Source organism: Nocardioides sp. SYSU D00038 (genome assembly GCF_016924665.1).
GTDB lineage: Bacteria > Actinomycetota > Actinomycetes > Propionibacteriales > Nocardioidaceae > Nocardioides.
On sequence record NZ_JAFFJT010000007.1, the window covers coordinates 414,658 to 430,304 of the forward strand.

The 15,647-nt window shown below is 74.2% G+C and carries 13 protein-coding genes; 3 read left to right on the plus strand and 10 right to left on the minus strand.

The features are described from left to right. Positions 1-11 precede the first annotated feature (11 nt). A complete protein-coding gene (locus JT721_RS04215; protein ID WP_205471638.1) occupies positions 12-785 on the minus strand; it encodes a trans-aconitate 2-methyltransferase in 774 nt (257 codons plus the stop codon). Between the two features lie 65 nt (positions 786-850). Between JT721_RS04215 and JT721_RS04220 the strand changes: the two genes are divergently transcribed. Further along, positions 851-1,336 (plus strand): MarR family winged helix-turn-helix transcriptional regulator, encoded by a 486-nt coding sequence (locus tag JT721_RS04220; protein WP_205471639.1) that lies wholly within the window; start codon positions 851-853, stop codon positions 1,334-1,336. Positions 1,337-1,405: 69 nt separating this feature from the next. Here the strand turns inward: JT721_RS04220 and JT721_RS04225 are convergent, their stop codons facing one another. The 8 genes from JT721_RS04225 to rsmI all read right to left on the minus strand — a co-directional run bounded on the left by JT721_RS04225 (position 1,406) and on the right by rsmI (position 10,848). Further along, complete coding sequence (locus tag JT721_RS04225) at positions 1,406-3,238, minus strand: ABC-F family ATP-binding cassette domain-containing protein (RefSeq protein WP_205471640.1); 1,833 nt, start codon at positions 3,236-3,238, stop codon at positions 1,406-1,408. Continuing rightward, complete coding sequence (locus JT721_RS04230) at positions 3,231-4,124, minus strand: 4-(cytidine 5'-diphospho)-2-C-methyl-D-erythritol kinase (protein ID WP_205471641.1); 894 nt, start codon at positions 4,122-4,124, stop codon at positions 3,231-3,233. The genes JT721_RS04225 and JT721_RS04230 overlap by 8 nt, the downstream gene beginning before the upstream one ends. Further along, on the minus strand, positions 4,121-4,981 hold the full coding sequence (rsmA, locus tag JT721_RS04235) for a 16S rRNA (adenine(1518)-N(6)/adenine(1519)-N(6))-dimethyltransferase RsmA (protein ID WP_205471642.1): 861 nt from the start codon (positions 4,979-4,981) through the stop codon (positions 4,121-4,123). The genes JT721_RS04230 and rsmA overlap by 4 nt, the downstream gene beginning before the upstream one ends. A gap of 47 nt (positions 4,982-5,028) precedes the next feature. After that, entirely contained in the window at positions 5,029-6,114 is a 1,086-nt protein-coding gene (locus tag JT721_RS21235) for a ubiquitin-like domain-containing protein (RefSeq protein WP_307827876.1), read from the minus strand. A gap of 290 nt (positions 6,115-6,404) precedes the next feature. Further along, positions 6,405-8,003, minus strand: a complete 1,599-nt coding sequence (locus tag JT721_RS04245) for an MFS transporter (protein ID WP_205471643.1) — start codon at positions 8,001-8,003, stop codon at positions 6,405-6,407. Positions 8,004-8,249: 246 nt separating this feature from the next. Further along, complete coding sequence (locus tag JT721_RS04250; RefSeq protein WP_205471644.1) at positions 8,250-9,167, minus strand: TatD family hydrolase; 918 nt, start codon at positions 9,165-9,167, stop codon at positions 8,250-8,252. Then, the gene (locus JT721_RS04255) at positions 9,164-10,018 is read right to left on the minus strand and encodes an alpha/beta fold hydrolase (protein ID WP_205471645.1); all 855 of its coding nucleotides are present in this window, start codon (positions 10,016-10,018) and stop codon (positions 9,164-9,166) included. The genes JT721_RS04250 and JT721_RS04255 overlap by 4 nt, the downstream gene beginning before the upstream one ends. After that, complete coding sequence (gene rsmI, locus JT721_RS04260) at positions 10,015-10,848, minus strand: 16S rRNA (cytidine(1402)-2'-O)-methyltransferase (protein WP_205471646.1); 834 nt, start codon at positions 10,846-10,848, stop codon at positions 10,015-10,017. Before rsmI ends, JT721_RS04255 begins: the two co-directional genes overlap by 4 nt. Before the next feature lie 1,738 nt (positions 10,849-12,586). On the opposite strand from rsmI, the gene JT721_RS04265 reads away from it, so the two are divergent. Further along, complete coding sequence (locus JT721_RS04265; protein ID WP_307827877.1) at positions 12,587-14,278, plus strand: phospholipid carrier-dependent glycosyltransferase; 1,692 nt, start codon at positions 12,587-12,589, stop codon at positions 14,276-14,278. A 40-nt stretch (positions 14,279-14,318) separates the two neighbouring features. After that, a complete protein-coding gene (locus JT721_RS04270; RefSeq protein ID WP_205471647.1) occupies positions 14,319-14,729 on the plus strand; it encodes a pyridoxamine 5'-phosphate oxidase family protein in 411 nt (136 codons plus the stop codon). Between the two features lie 25 nt (positions 14,730-14,754). Here the strand turns inward: JT721_RS04270 and JT721_RS04275 are convergent, their stop codons facing one another. Continuing rightward, on the minus strand, positions 14,755-15,570 hold the full coding sequence (locus tag JT721_RS04275; RefSeq protein ID WP_205471648.1) for a hypothetical protein: 816 nt from the start codon (positions 15,568-15,570) through the stop codon (positions 14,755-14,757). Positions 15,571-15,647 lie beyond the last annotated feature (77 nt).

Genomic DNA, 15,647 nt, shown 5'->3' on the forward strand with positions numbered 1-15,647 from the left:
CGCGCCAGCGCTCAGCCGGGCACCCTGGCCACCACGAAGACCCTGCGGAACGGCAGCACGACCGAGCCGTCGGCCCGGGCGGGGTACGCCGCCGCGAGCCGCGCCTTCAGCTCGGCCTCGAAGGCCGGTCGCAGGTCGTCGGGCAGGGCCTGGAGGGTCGGCCGGGCGCCCGTGCCGGTCACCCAGGCGAAGACCGGGTCGGCGCCGCGGAGCACGTGGAGGTAGGTCGTCTCCCAGGCGTCGACCTCGCAGCCGAGACCGGCGAGGACGTCGAGGTACGCCGCGGCGTCCAGCGCGACGGGTGAGGCGACCCCGGCGGTGTGAGCGGCGTACGCCGGCTCGGCCGCGAGCGCGGCCCGCAGCGTGTGGCTGGGCTGGTCGTGGTTGCCGGGCACCTGGAAGCCGAACCAGCCGCCCGGGCGCACCCGGTCGACCAGGGCCGGCAGCAGGTCGACGTGGTCGGGCAGCCACTGGAGCGTGGCGTTGGAGACCAGCACGTCGACGGGGGCGGCCGGCGTCCAGGTCCGCAGGTCGCCCACGTCGAAGCGCAGCGCGGGGTGGTCGGCCCGGGCCCGCTCGACCATCTCCGGGCTGGCGTCGACGCCGCGCACCTCCGCGCCCGGCCACCGCTCGGCGAGCAGCGCGGTGAGGTTGCCCGGTCCGCAGCCGAGGTCGACGACCGCCCCGGGCCGCTCGGCCCCGATCCGGGCGACCAGTTCCACGAACGGCCGGCCGCGCTCGTCGGCGTAGGCGAGGTAGCGGTCGGGGTCCCACCGGTGCGTCATGCCGCCAGCCTGCGCCGGTCAGTCTCTTGATGTCAAGATTCTCGACGTTCGGCTAGGCTGCCGGCATGCGGGACGAGGTCGACGGGCTGGTGGAGGCGTGGGCGCGCGAGCGCCCGGATCTCGACCTGGCGCCCGTCGCCGTGTTCAGCCGGATCTCCCGGCTGGCCCGCCACCTCGACCTGGCGCGACGGCAGGCGTTCACGGCCTCCGGCATCGAGTCGTGGGAGTTCGACGTGCTGGCCGCGCTGCGCCGGGCCGGGAAGCCCTACGAGCTCTCCCCCGGCCGGCTGCTGCGCGAGACGCTGGTCACCAGCGGAACGATGACCAACCGGGTCGACCGGCTGGCCGCGCGCGGGCTGGTGGAGCGCTACCCCGACCCCGACGACCGCCGCGGCGTCATCGTGCGGCTGACCCCCGAGGGCGGGGCGGCCGTCGACGCCGCGTTCACCGCCCTGCTCGAGGCCGAGGAGCGGCTGCTCGCCGAGCTGCCGGCCCGGCAGCAGGAGGAGCTGGCCGGCCTGCTGCGGCGGCTGCTGGCGCCGTTCGCCTGAGCCCGCACCACCCGAACGCCGTCGAGTCGTCGTTACTGCAGTGCAGTAGCGACGACTCGGCGTACGAGCTCAGTCGACCTGCTCGGCGGCCTCGAGCCACTCGACCTCGAGCTCCTCGCGCTCCTCGGCCAGCCGGCCGAGCTCGGCGCTGATCCCGGCGAGGCGCTCGTAGTCGGCGGCGTGCACGAGCACCTCGGCGTTGAGCTCGGCCTCGCGCTCGGCGATCCGCTCGAGGCGCTTGTCGATCCGGCTCATGGTCTTGCGGGCGGCCCGCTCCTCGGCGCTGCCGGCCCGAGCCTTGGCGGGGGCGGCCGAGGCAGCCGCGGCGGCGGGGGCAGCCGGGGCAGCCGAGGTCGGCGTGGCCTCCTGCGGGTGCGTGGACGCCGCGGCGGCCCGCTCGTCGGCGGCCCGGCGCTCGAGGTACTCGTCGACGCCACGGGGCAGCATCGAGAGCCGGCCGTCGCCGAGCAGCGCCCAGACCGAGTCGGTGACCCGCTCGAGGAAGTAGCGGTCGTGGGAGACCACGACCAGCGTGCCGGGCCAGCCGTCGAGGAAGTCCTCGAGCACCGTGAGGGTCTCGATGTCGAGGTCGTTGGTGGGCTCGTCGAGGAGCAGCACGTTGGGCTCGGTCATCAGCAGCCGGAGCAGCTGGAAGCGACGCCGCTCGCCTCCGGACAGGTCGCCGAGGCGGGTGGTGAGCCGGTCGCCGGTGAAGCCGAACCGCTCGAGCATCGAGGTGGCGGTGATCTCGCTGCCGTCGGCGGTGCGGGTGACCCGGCGGATCGACTCGACCGAGGGCAGCACCCGCGCCTCGGGGTCGATGTCGTCGAGCTGCTGGGTGAGGTGCTGCATCGCGACGGTGCGACCCAGCCGCACCCGCCCCGCGCTGGGTGCGAGGTCGCCGGAGAGCAGCGAGAGCACCGAGGTCTTGCCGGCGCCGTTGACGCCGACGATGCCCACCCGGTCGCCCGGGCCGAGCCGCCAGGTGGCGTGGGAGAGCAGCACCCGGTCGCCGCGCACGAGGTCGGCGTCCTCGACGTCGATCACGTCCTTGCCGAGCCGCTGCGCGGCGAACCGCTGCAGCTCCATCCGGTCGCGCGGGGGCGGCACGTCCTCGATGAGCGCGTTCGCGGCGTCGATGCGGAACTTGGGCTTCGAGGTCCGGGCCGGCGGGCCGCGGCGCAGCCAGGCCAGCTCCTTGCGCGCCAGGTTCTGGCGACGGGTCTCCGACGCCGACGCCTGGCGCTGGCGCTCGGCCTTGGCCAGCACGAACGCCGCGTAGCCGCCCTCGTAGGCGTCGACCCGGCCGTCGTGGACCTCCCAGGTCCACTGGCAGACCGCGTCGAGGAACCACCGGTCGTGGGTGACGACGACCAGGGCCGACGGCTGTGCGACGAGGTGCTGGGCGAGCCACGCGACCGCCTCGACGTCGAGGTGGTTGGTGGGCTCGTCGAGCACGAGCAGGTCGTGGGTGCCCAGGAGCAGCGCGGCCAGCGAGCAGCGGCGCCGCTCACCGCCGGAGAGGCCGAGCACCGGCCGGTCCAGCGAGACCCCGGCGAGCAGCACCTCGACCACCTCGCGGGTGCGCGGGTCGGCCGCCCACTCGTGGTCGCTGCGCCCGGCCAGCACCGCCTCGCGCACCGAGTGGGTGTCGACCAGCTCGTCGCCCTGGTGGAGGTAGCCGATGAGCAAACCACGCTGCTGGGAGACGCGACCGGTGTCGGGCTCCTCGAGCCCGGTCATCACCTCCAGCAGCGTGGTCTTGCCGTCGCCGTTGCGGCCGACGATGCCGATCCGCTCGCCCGCGCCGATGCCGAGGGAGACGTCGGTCAGCAGCGGGCGGACGCCGTAGGACTTGGAGACCCGCTCGAGGTTGAGCAGGTTCTGGGCGCCGCTAGGCATAGGTCACCACGTGGGCGCCGGCCACCGGCCCGTGGGCGACCAGCGACCCGTCGAGCGCCGCGGAGACCTCGCGGGCGTGGTCGGGCGAGCCGGTGAGGAAGACGCAGGTCGGCCCGGAGCCGGAGACCAGCCCGCGCAGCGCACCGGCCTCCTCGCCGCGGGTCAGCAGCTCCCCCAGGTCGGGCCGTAGGTCGAGCGCGGCCGGCTGGAGGTCGTTGTGCAGCGTGGCGGCCAGCTGGTGGGGGTCGCCGGAGGCCAGCGCGTCGAGCAGCGGCCCGGACGGCGTCGGCGTCGCCGTGGGCTCGGCGAGCTCGGCGAGCTCGGCCAGCTCGTCGAAGCGGCGGTAGACCGCGGCGGTCGAGAGGCCGCCGGTCGCGGGAGCCACGACCCACCACCAGGTGTGCCGGTCGTCGACCGCGGTGACGACCTCGCCGCGGCCGGTGCCGAGCGCCGTGCCCCCCACCAGCGAGAACGGCACGTCGGAGCCCAGCCCGGCGGCGTGGGCCAGCAGGTCGTCGTCGGTGGTGCCGAGGTCCCAGAGCCGGTCGGTCGCGACCAGGGCGGCGGCGGCGTCGGCGGAGCCGCCGGCCATCCCGCCCGCCACCGGGACCGCCTTGTGGATGGTCAGCGCCGTGGGCCGGTCGGTCAACGCGCGGGCCGCCCGGGCCGCGAGGTTGGTCTCGTCGGTCGGCACGTCGGCGACCGCGACGTGCGGCTCGCCGGTGACGGTGACTCCGGTGCCGGGGCGGGCGGTGAGGTCGTCGTAGAGGCTCACGGCCTGGTAGACGGTCTCGAGGGGGTGGAACCCGTCGGACCGGGCCGCACCCACGCCGAGGTGGAGGTTGATCTTGGCCGACGCCCTGACGGTGACCTGGCGACCGCTCACCGGTGCAGCTCCTCGGTGACGCGCACGAACTGGTCGAGGGTCAGCGCCTCGCCGCGGGCCATCGGGTCGACGCCGGCCGTGCGCAGCGCCGCCTCGGCCGCCTCGGCCGAGCCGGCGATCGGACGCAGCACGCCGCGCAGGGCCTTGCGACGCTGGGCGAACGCCGCGTCGACCACCGCGAACACCTGCTCGCGGGTGACGGTGGTCGCCGGAGGCTCGCGCCGGGTCCAGGCCACCAGGCCGGAGTCGACGTTGGGGGCCGGCCAGAAGACGTTGCGGCCGATCGACCCGGCGCGGCGGACGTCGGCCGACCAGGCCGCTTTGATCGACGGGATGCCGTAGACCTTCGAGCCCGGCCCGGCCGCCAGCCGGTCGGCGACCTCGGCCTGCACCATCACCAGTCCCCGCTCCAGCGACGGCAGCAGCGCGAGCAGGTGGAGCAGCACCGGCACCGAGACGTTGTAGGGCAGGTTGGCGACCAGCGCGGTGGGCGGCGGGCCCGGCAGCGCGTCGACGTGCAGGGCGTCGGCGAGCACCACCTCGCACCGCTCGGCCCGGTCGGGGGCCCTCTCGGCCACGGTGGCGGCCAGGCGGCCGGCCAGCAACGGATCGACCTCGACGGCGACCACCCGGTCGACGACCTCGAGCAGGGCCAGGGTCAGCGACCCGAGACCCGGGCCGACCTCGACGACGACGTCGTCGGCGCCGACGCCCGACTCTCGGACGATCCGGCGCACGGTGTTGGGGTCGATGACGAAGTTCTGCCCGCGCTGCTTGGTGGGTCGCAGGTCGAGCTCGGCCGCCAGCGACCGGACCTCGGCGGGCCCGAGCAGGCGGACGGACGACGGCTCGGGCACGACCGCAACGCTACCGGTGCCCGCGGCACCGGACGCCCGGCGTCGGGTCAGGTGGGCAGCCCGAGCTTGGCCGCGCAGCCGGGCCAGGCGCCGTAGCCGCCGGAGGCGTCGCGGAGCTTGGTCGCGATCGCGATCTGGGTCTCGCGGCTGTGGTCGCTGGGCAGCCCGGTGCCGCCGTAGGCCTGCCAGGTGCCGAGCGAGAACTGGAGCCCGCCGTAGTAGCCGTTGCCGGTGTTGATCGACCAGTTGCCACCGGACTCGCACCCGGCCAGTCGGTCCCAGACGCCGCTGCCGCCGGTGACCACGGGCGGCTTGGTGCCGACGCTGACGACCTCGGCCCGGGGGCGGACCCGCAGCTGCTGGCGCACCACCGTGCGTCGGGTGACCTCGCCGTTGCGGTAGACGACCCGGTAGGTGACGTCGCGCTTGCCCGTGACGCCCTCACGGACGACGGAGGTCTCGCCCTCGTACATCGAGTCGTCCTCGCGCTCGACGGTGCGGAAGGCGACCGGCTCGCCCCGCACCGAGCGCCGCACCACGCGGATGTCGGTGAAGACCACGCGGTCGCCGTCGGCGACCGGCGCGTCGAGCCCGGGGCGGGCCCGGTCGCGCCTGCCGACGTCGACCCCGAGCTCGTCGAGGGCCTCGCGCACGGTGAGGGCGGTGACGGTGCGGGTGACCGGCTTGCGATCGGCGATGCGCAGGGTGAGGCGCTTGGGGGTCACGACGTCGAGGGAGATGCCGCCACGGTCGATCTCGGTGCCACGGTTGACCGAGAGCTCGGCCCGGGCGAACGGCCGACCGATCTCGGCCAGGGCGCCGGACACGTCGGAGGCGGTGACCCAATGGGTCTGCTGCTCGCCGTCGACGGTCAGCTCGACCTGGCGGCCGAACCGGACGGTGATCTCGCTGCCGTCGGAGACCTCCTCGTCGAGGCCGGGCGCCACGAGGTCGTGGGCCCCGATCTCGATGCCCTCCGCGTCGAGCATCTCGCCGACCGTGTCGCCGACCGCCTGCACCTGGCGGGTGTCCCCGTCGACGGTCAGCGAGACCGTCGTGGCGACCGTCGCGTAGGTCAGCATCCCGACCACGATCGAGGTCGCGAGCAGCGAGACCCCGGCGAGGACGGCCACCGGCCGGCGACCGAAGGCCCTGCGGACGGTCGCCGTGGCACGGGCGAGTGGTGCGGTGGGACTGAGGGGCACTGCTTCTCCGAACGTCGCGACTCCGGGACCCGAGCCCGGCCAACAGCGTTCCAATGAACCAGCCACTCGCCCCGATCCCCAAAACGAGGACCCCCGGTGTGACGCACCTCGCACCGCTCCGCGCGCCCTCAACGTCTGCTCCTGGACCTCGTCGATGGACCAGGCGCGCTATCTCACCGGAGCGACCCCGGGCAGCGACAGGGTTGCGTCCGGGTGGGTCACGGGGCGGTCTCGGTGACAGGAGCGGTCGGCGGGGGGGCGGGCCGTGGGCCGCGGGCGACGACGTAGACGAGCAGGAGACCCATGACCGCGGCTCCCGCCCACATGGCGTGCTGCCACCCCTCGACGAATGCCTCCTGGGCCGCGCGTACCAGCGCCTGCGCCTGAGGGTGCGCGCCGGCAGCGGCGACGGCGTTGGCGACGCCCTCGCGTGCGGTGTCAGCCACGCCCGCCGGGACGCCCTCGAGCCGGGCGTCGATCGAGCTCCGGTAGCCCGCCGACAGGACCGCTCCGAGCAGGGCGACGCCGACGGCGGTTCCGAGCTCACGGGTGACGTCGTTGAGGGCGGAGGCGACACCTTGGCGCTCGCGCGGCAGCGCACTCGTGATCGCCTCCGTCGAGGGCGTCATGGACAGGCCCATGCCCACGCCCATCACGAGCATGCCCGGGAGGACCGAGAGGTACCCGCCGTCGACCGACACCAGGCTCGCCATCAGGGCGAGGCCCGCCCCGCCGACGAAGATGCCGGTGGCCATGGTGGCCCGGGCTCCGAGGCGGCCAGCGACGTGAGGCGCCAGGCCGGAGGCGAGCATCATCAACAGGGCCATGGGCATCATCCCCAGCGTGGCCCGCAGCGCGGACCAGCCGAGCACCGCCTGAAAGAACGGGAACAGCACCACGAAGATCCCGGCCAGCACACCGAAGACGCCCAGCAGGGCGACCGATCCGCCGGCCAGGCGCCGCTCCTTGAAGAGCCGGACGTCGAGCAGCGGTGCGACCTGGCGCAGCTCCCAGACGACGAAGCCGGCGAGGGCGAGGATGCCCCCTGCCAGACCGATGAGGGTCGCCGGCTCGGTCCAGCCGTGCACCGGGCCCTCGTGGAGGGCGTAGACCAGTCCGAGCACGGCGAGGACCGAGGTGACCGAACCGGTGGTGTCGAACCGGTGCTCGGTGTGCTCGCGGGAGTTGGGCACCGACCGCAGGGTGATCGCGAGCGCGACCAGGACGAGCGCGACCGGCAGGACGAAGAGCCATCGCCAGGTGGCCACGTCGACGAGCAGTGCCGACAGGTACATGCCGAGCATGCCGCCACCACCGGCGACACCGGTCCACACGCCGATGCCCTTGGCTCGCTCCTCCTCGGGGAAGGTGGCGGTGATGACCGCGAGCGTGACCGGCATGACCATCGCCGCTCCCACTCCGGCGGCGAACCGGGAGGCGAGCATCATCTCCGAGGAGACGGCCAGCCCGGCTGCCACGTTCGCACAACCGAAGAGGGTCAGGCCGACGACCAGCACGGGCTTGCGGCCGAGCCGGTCGCCGAGGGCGCCCAGCGGCAGCAGCAGTGCAGCCAGGCTGATCGTGTAGAGGTTGATGAACCACAGCACCGTGCTCTGGGAGGCGCCGAACTCGACGGCCAGCTCGGGCTGGGCGACGTTGAGGCCGGTGACCGACGCGATGACCGCCATCAGCGCGATGCAGACCCCGACCAGGATGGTGCGGCGCTGCCGCGCGTCACCGACGGTCGGGTCGCCGGAGTCGAACGGCTCGGCGGAGTCGACGCCGCCGACCCCGGCGCGAGGTGGTTCGGTAGTCATGGAGTTCCTTTCGCGGGGCTGCCATCGCTGAACTCGATCGTGGGGTCGAAGAGGGCGGATCCACAAACTTTGTTGCCGAATGGAAAGTGACTAACCGGGCCCATGGAGGACCTCAGCCCGATCGGCAGGCACGGCGGATGCGGACCCGTCCGGGCCGCTCCGAGGTCAGGCGAGCCCGGCTGGGCGCCGTGAGCGTCGACACGCGGTCGACCCGCGGCCGGCTCCGGCCGCTACCAGGGGCCGCCGCTACCAGGGACCGCCGAACGCCGCCTCGGTGTTGGCGTCGATCGCCGCGCACAGCTCCTCGAGGTCGTCGCCGCGCACCTGCGCCATGGCCCGCACCGTCAGGGGCACGAGGTACGACGCGTTGGGGCGGCCGCGGTAGGGCGTGGGGGTCAGGTACGGCGCGTCGGTCTCGACCAGCACCCGGTCGCGCGGCGCCACGGCGAGCGCATCGCGCAGCGGCTGGGCGTTCTTGAACGTGACGGTGCCGGCGAAGCTGAGCCAGGCGCCGCGGTCGAGGCAGCGGCGCGCGAAGTCGGCGTCCCCGGAGAAGCAGTGCATCACCCAGCGCTCCGGCGCGCCCTCCTCGTCGAGCACCCGCAGCACCTCCTCGTGGGCGTCGCGGTCGTGGATGACCAGCGTCTTGTCGAGCCGCTTGGCCAGGTCGACGTGGCGGCGGAACGACGCCACCTGGGCCGCGCGCCCCTCCACGCCGGTGCGGAAGTGGTCGAGACCGGTCTCGCCGACCGCCCGGACCTTGTCGTGGGCCCGGGCCAGCGCCTCGATCTCGGCCAGCGCGTCGTCGAGCTCTCCGCGCTCGGCGAGCCGGGGCGCCTCGTTGGGGTGCAGCGCGACGCCGGCGACCAGCGGTGGGTGCTCGGCGGCGGCCCGCACCGCCCAGCGGGCGCCCGGCAGGTCGCAGCCGATCTGGACGATCCGCGGCACCCCCACCGCGGTGGATGCCTCCAGCGCGGCCTCGACGCCGAGCCAGTCGCCCTCGTCGGGGCCGTCGGCGATGTCGAGGTGGCAGTGGTTGTCGACCACCGGGTGCGGCAGCGGCTCCGGGCTCGGGGGCCGCTCGCGGTCGCGGCGTGCCCCCGACCGCTCCTCGGTGGCGGCGCGGCGGCGGGTGGGGCCGCCGGAGGGGTCCGGCGCGGTCACCGGGCCGCGCCCACGCTGTCGATCCGGCGGAGCACCGCCTCGGCGAGCGCCTCCGGGGCCTGGGTCGGCACCCAGTGGCTGACCCCCTCGAGCTCGACGAACTCGTAGGGCCCAGTCACGTGCTGCGCAGTGAGCTCCGCGCCCCGCCGGGCCAGGGCGACGTCCTCGGTGCTCCACACGAACGTCGTCGGCACCGACACCTCGGAGGTGCCGACCTCGCCGGCCGCGAACGGCAGCGCGCGGTACCAGCCCAACCCTCCCGGCAGGGCGCCGTAGTCGAGGATCTCGGCGCGGCAGCGCCGTACCTCCTCCTCGGTCATGCCGCCCTCGCGCAGCGCGCGCAGCAGCAGCGTGGGCGCGAACCGCCCCACCAGGTCGACCAGGAGCGGCACCTGGAACAACCCCATGTACCAGGACTTCAAGCCTTGGCTCGAGGTCACCGCCGCCCGCACGAACGCGCGCGGGTGGGGCACCGAGACGGCCGTCCAGCTGCGCACCAGGTCGGGCCGGGTGGCGGCCAGGTGCCAGCCGACGATCGAGCCCCAGTCGTGACCCACCAGGTGGACCGGGCGGCCGATCTCCTCGACCAGCGCCACGACGTCGGCAGTGAGCCGGCCGATCCGGTAGTGCCAGCGGCCCAGCGGGCGGGCACCCGGCGAGTAGCCGCGCTGGTCGGGGGCGTAGGTGCGCAGCCCGCGGGCGTGCAGCAACGGCGCAACGGAGCGCCAGGTGGTGGCCCGCTCCGGCCAGCCGTGCAGGAGCACCACGGGGTCGCCGTCGAGCGGGCCGTCGTCGAGGACGTCGAAGGTCAGCCCGTCGTGGGAGTACGCCGTCAGCCTCGCCGCGGTCATGAGGCGTGCACCAGGTTGTAGACCTCGCGCTTCGGCACGCCCGCCAGGCGGGCCACCTCGACGATCGCTTCCTTGCGGGGCATGCCGTCTCCTTCCAAGCGGGCCACCGCGGCCCGCAGGCTCTCGGGGTCGTCGCCGACCCGGGCGGTTGCGACCGCGCCGGCCACGACGATCGTGACCTCGCCGCGCACCCCGTCGGCGGCCCACGCGACGAGCTCCGCCAGCGGCCCCCGTCGTACCTCCTCGTGGGTCTTGGTCAGCTCGCGGCACACCGCCGCCGCGCGGTCGCCGCCCCACGCCTCGGCCATCGCCGCCAGGGCCGCCTCGGTGCGGTGGGGCGCCTCGAAGAAGACCAGGGTGCGCTCCTCGGCGGCCAGGGCGGACAGCCGCCGCGCCCGCTCGCCGGCCTTGCGCGGCAGGAACCCCTCGAAGCAGAACCGGTCGACCGGCAGCCCCGAGACCGCGAGCGCGGTCAGCACCGCGCTCGGCCCGGGCACCGCCGTCACCCGGATCCCGGCCTCGACCGCAGCCGCGACCAGCCGGTAGCCGGGGTCGGAGACGCTCGGCATCCCGGCGTCGGTCACGAGCAGCACCCGCTCCCCCGCCTCCAGCGCCTCGAGCAGCGCCGGCGTCCGGGCGGTCTCGTTGCCCTCGAAGTACGACACGACCCGCCCGCCGATCGTCACACCCAGCTCCCCGGTGAGCCGCCGCAGCCGCCGGGTGTCCTCCGCCGCCACCACGTCGGCGCCCGCCAGCTCGCTCGCCAGCCTGGCCGGGGCGTCCTCGACCCGTCCGATCGGCGTCGCCGCCAGCACCAGGGTTCCGGTCACCCGCCGATCATCGCAGCCCGCCGGTCGCACCGCCGTGGGCGGTGGCGAACCCTGGCTCGCGTTTCGCCGACCCGGCGTTGATGAGCGACGGCTCGGCGAACCCCGGATCGCGCACCCACCGCTGGTCGAGGAAGTCGCGCTAGCGACTGTCCCGAAACCCCCGCCGCCCGAACGCCCTCCGGTACCCGGCGCTGGTTGAGGTGCGAGCGAAGCGAGCCTCGAAACCCCCGCACCCGAGCGCCCTCCGCTGGGAACGGGAGGGCGTTCGGCTCACCGGGTAACGAGTGAGGGACCTCGTCCCTCCTCAACCAGCGGTGGGCGGGACCGGTGGTCGAGCAGCGACGAGCCCCAGCGAGGAGCGTCCGTCGAGCCCGGCACCCGGGCGCCGCACGTCCCCCGCCAGGGGCGCTCGCCGTTCGCCGACCCGGCGTTGATGAGCGCCGGCTCGGCGAACCCCGGATCGCTCACCCACCGCTGGTTGAGGAAGTCGCGCTAGCGACTGTCTCGAAACCCCGCACCCGAGCGCCCTCCGGTGGGAACGGGAGGGCTCTCGGCTCACCGGGTCTCGAGGCTCAGGCCTAGCGGCCTTCGCACCTCGACCACCGCACGCCGGGTGCCGCGCCATTCGGCACGGAGGCGGCGGAGCGACGGGCGGCGTTCGGCACGTCAACGGCGGCGTGGCGCCGAGACGAACGCCGGGGAACCGCAGGGCAGAGTCCGGCGACACGGCAACGAGTGCCGAACGACGTCCGGCGCGCAGCAGCCGCAGTGCCCCCACGCGCGGCACCCCGCACCCACACCACCCACAGCCACCCGCCCGCTGGATCACACCACCCGGAGTCAGCCCCCGCCCGAGCACCGTCCGCGGAGTCCCCGCGAGCGGGAGGGCGTTCGGCTCACCGGGTCTCGAGGCTCAGGCCTGGCGGCCTTCGCACCTCGACCACCGCACGCCGGCGTGCCGCGTCGCACGGCACGGAGGCGGCGGAGCGAGGGGCGTCGTTCGGCACGTCAACGGCGGCGTGGCGCCGCAGCGAACCTGGGGAACGGCAGGGCAGAGTCCGGCGACACGGCAACGAGTGCCGAACGACGTCCGGCGCGCAGCAGCCGCAGTGCCCCACCACGCGCGGCACCCCGCACCCACACCCCACCAACAGTCAGCACCCCGCCCGGATCACACCAACCTGCAGTCAGCACCCGCCCGAGCCCCGTCCGCGGAGTCGCCCGCTACCGGGAGAGCGTTCGGCTCACCGGGTCTCGACGACGCTCGCTGGCGCTCGCTGGTCGACCTCCGGTGGCCGCCGGAGGGCTCCCGGCTCACCGGGTCTCGAGGCTCAGGCCCAGCGGCCTTCGCACCTCGACCACCGCACACCGGGATGCCGCGCGGCACGGAGGCGGCGGAGCGACGGGCTGCGTTCGGCACGTAGACGGCGGCGTGGCGCCGACACGAACGCCAGGGCACCGCAGGGCAGAGTCCGGCGACACGGCAACGAGTGCCGAACGCCGTCCGGCGCGCAGCAGCCGCAGTGCCCACCACGCGCGGCACCCCGCACCCACCCCCACCCCACAGTCACCACCGCGGCCGGATCACACAGGCCCGCAGTCAGCACCCACCCCGAGCCCCGTCCGCGGAGTCGCCCGCTACCGGGAGAGCGTTCGGCTCACCGGGTCTCGAGGCTCAGGCCCAGCGGCCTTCGCACCTCGACCAGCGCCACGCGCCGGCCGCCCGTAGCATCGCCCCGTGACGACGACCGCCCCGGAGCAGGCACCGGAGCTGGTGGCGGTCGACGGGCGGCCGACGGCGTGGCAGCGGGCGCGGGGGCGGCTGGACCGGCTGGAGGACCCGGTGGTCGCGTGGAGCGCGGCGATCGGGCTGACCCTGCTCGCACTGTTCCTGCGGCTGTGGAACCTCGGCTCCCCCAAGGAGTTCGAGTTCGACGAGACCTACTACGCCAAGGACGCCTGGTCGCTGCTCCACCACGGCTACGTGCAGGGCTACGTCGGCGACGCCAACGACAAGATCCTCGACGGGCAGACCGACGGGCTGTGGACCGGCGACCCCTCGATGGTGGTCCACCCCGAGGTCGGCAAGTGGATGATCGCGGCCGGCGAGAAGCTGTTCGGGATGGACCCGTTCGGGTGGCGGGTCTCCGCGGCCGTCATCGGGGCGCTCATGGTGCTGGTGATGTGTCGCCTCGCGCGCCGGCTCACCGGCTCGACGATGCTCGGGCTGGTCGCAGGGCTGCTGCTCAGCCTCGACGGGCTGCAGTTCGTGCTGTCGCGGCTGGCGTTGCTCGACATCTTCCAGGCGTTCTTCATGCTCTGCGGGGTCGCCTGCATCGTCAACGACCGCGACTGGTTCCGGGCCCGGCTCGCCGGGCTGATGCCCACCCAGGAGACCGACGAGTACGCCGCCGGGCCGGTGGTCTGGTTCCGCCCCTGGCTGCTGGTGGGTGGGGTGGTGTGGGGGCTGGCGATCGGCACCAAGTGGTCCTCGGCGCTGGTGCTGGCGGCGTTCGGGCTGCTGGTCTGGCTGTGGAGCGCGGGCGCGCGGCGCAGCTTCGGGGTCCGCTGGGCGGTCGTGAAGTCGGCGTTCCTCGACGGGGTGCCGGCGTTCGTGCACCTCGTCGCGGTGGCGGCGGTGGTCTACGTCGCCTCGTGGACCGGGTGGCTCGTGCACGCCGACGAGTACGAGGAGCACCTCGCCTCCTCGCAGTACACCCGCTTCGTGGCCGAGGGGAAGACCTGCGACGACGACGCCCTGCTCGACGACGACCGGTGGCCGGCCGCGACCGAGGCGGACGCCTCGGGGCTGGGCGAGCTGCGCCAGTCGCTGCACTCGCTGTGGAACTACCACCAGGACGTCTACACCTTCCACGCCCACTATCTGAACTGCAGCAGCCACACCTACGCCTCGAAGCCGTCGGGCTGGTTGCTCCTGAACCGGCCGGTGGGCGTCGCGGCCGACACCGACATCGAGCCCGGCACCCGCGGCTGCCAGGCGCCGGCCGACAGCTCGTGCATCCGGCAGGTGCTGCTGATCGGCACCCCGGCGCTGTGGTGGGGCGGCTGCCTGGCGCTGGTGCTGGCGCTGGTGGTCTGGGTGGGGGCCCGCGACTGGCGGTTCGGGGTCGCGGTCGTCGGGGTCGCCGCCACCTGGCTGCCCTGGCTGCTCTACGACGACCGGCCGATCTTCCTGTTCTACGCCGTCAACTGTCTGCCCTTCGTCGTGCTGGCGATCGTGCTCGCCATGGGGCGGCTGATCGGCACCGGGCCCCCCGGCAGTGTCCGCCGGACCGCCGGGGTGGTGCTGAGCGGGTCCTTCGTGGTGGTGGTGCTGCTGAACTTCGCGTGGTTCTGGCCGATCTTCACCCACGAGCTGCTCACCTACGACGAGTGGCGCGACCGGATCTGGTTCAGCCGGTGGATCTGAACCGTCCGCGCGCCTGCGGGCCCAGCCCTACAGTGGGCGCATGAGCACCTGGCGCCCCGGTTGGGGATCGTTCCCCCAGCCGCTGCTGGACTTCTGGACCGAGCGGCACCTCTGCGTGCTCACCACGCTGCTGCCCGACGGCCGCCCGCACGCCGTCCCGGTGGGCGTCGCGGTCGACCACGAGGAGAAGTGCGCCTGGGTGATCACCAACGCCACGTCGCGCAAGGCCCGCAACCTGGCCGAGGAGTCGCCGGTCGCCGCCTGCCAGGTCGACGGCGCCCGCTGGTCCACCCTCGAGGGCCGCGGTGTGGTCGTGTTCGGTGCGGCCGCCGTCGAGCGCGCCGTGGAGATGTACGCCGGTCGCTACCGCCAGCCCCGCCCCAACCCGACCCGGGTGGCCCTGCGGATCGAGGTCGACCGGTTCGTCTCGTCCTCGTCGCTGGCGGGCTGAGCCGCCGTGGACCCGGCGCCCGGGGTCAGGCGCAGCGGCTGCCGAAGGTGACCAGGTCGGTCGCGTTGAAGTGCGACGGGTCGTCGTGGCCGCCGACGACGTCGAGGATCGAGACCTCGGCGCCGCGCGCGGCCAGGCCCTCGGCGAGCCGACCGGCGTTGGTGGTGCGCGGCACCCAGGTGTCCTGGAACGACGACACCATCCGGTAGACGGTGTCGGTGGAGTAGCTCCCGATGTTCTCGACCGGGTTGCGGTCGGCCGGCACCGGCTGGCCGCCGTAGGCCTCGGAGATGATCCGGTTGGCGCCGGGGACGTTGCCCATCGTGGTGAGGTCCACGGCCGGCTTGACGCCGTACCAGCACCTCGGGGCCTTCACGCCGTGGGCCATCGCGTTGAGCGAGACGCTCGCGCCCATCGAGCCGGAGACGAACAGCTTCACCCGGTGGCCGGTCTGCTCCTCGGCCCACCGCACCAGCTGGACCGTGTCGTCGGTGGAGGCGGCGTTGCCCCACGAGGCGGTGTGGAAGTCGGAGGAACCGATGATCCAGCCGCTGCGCAGCAGGGCCTGCAGCCAGGGCTCGTCCATCCGGTTGTCGACACCGCCGGTCTGGCCGTGGAAGAAGATCGCGATGCCCTTGGGGTGGGCGGTCGCCGGGATCGAGAGCCGGACGTCCTGGCCCTTGAGCTTGCCGTAGACCACGTCGCCCGACGGCGCGTCGGCCGTGGCGCTGGCGGTCGCGAACACGAAGAGCACCGCGAGCACCACCGCCACCGGCCGGAACCGCAGCGCGCGGCCGAACCAGGAGTGGCGGACGCCGTCGAGCGTCGACTTGATCCCCATGACGCGCACCATTATCACCGCCGTCGCCGACACCCGGGCGCGAACCGGCAACGATCCCCGATCCGGGGGAGACGCGG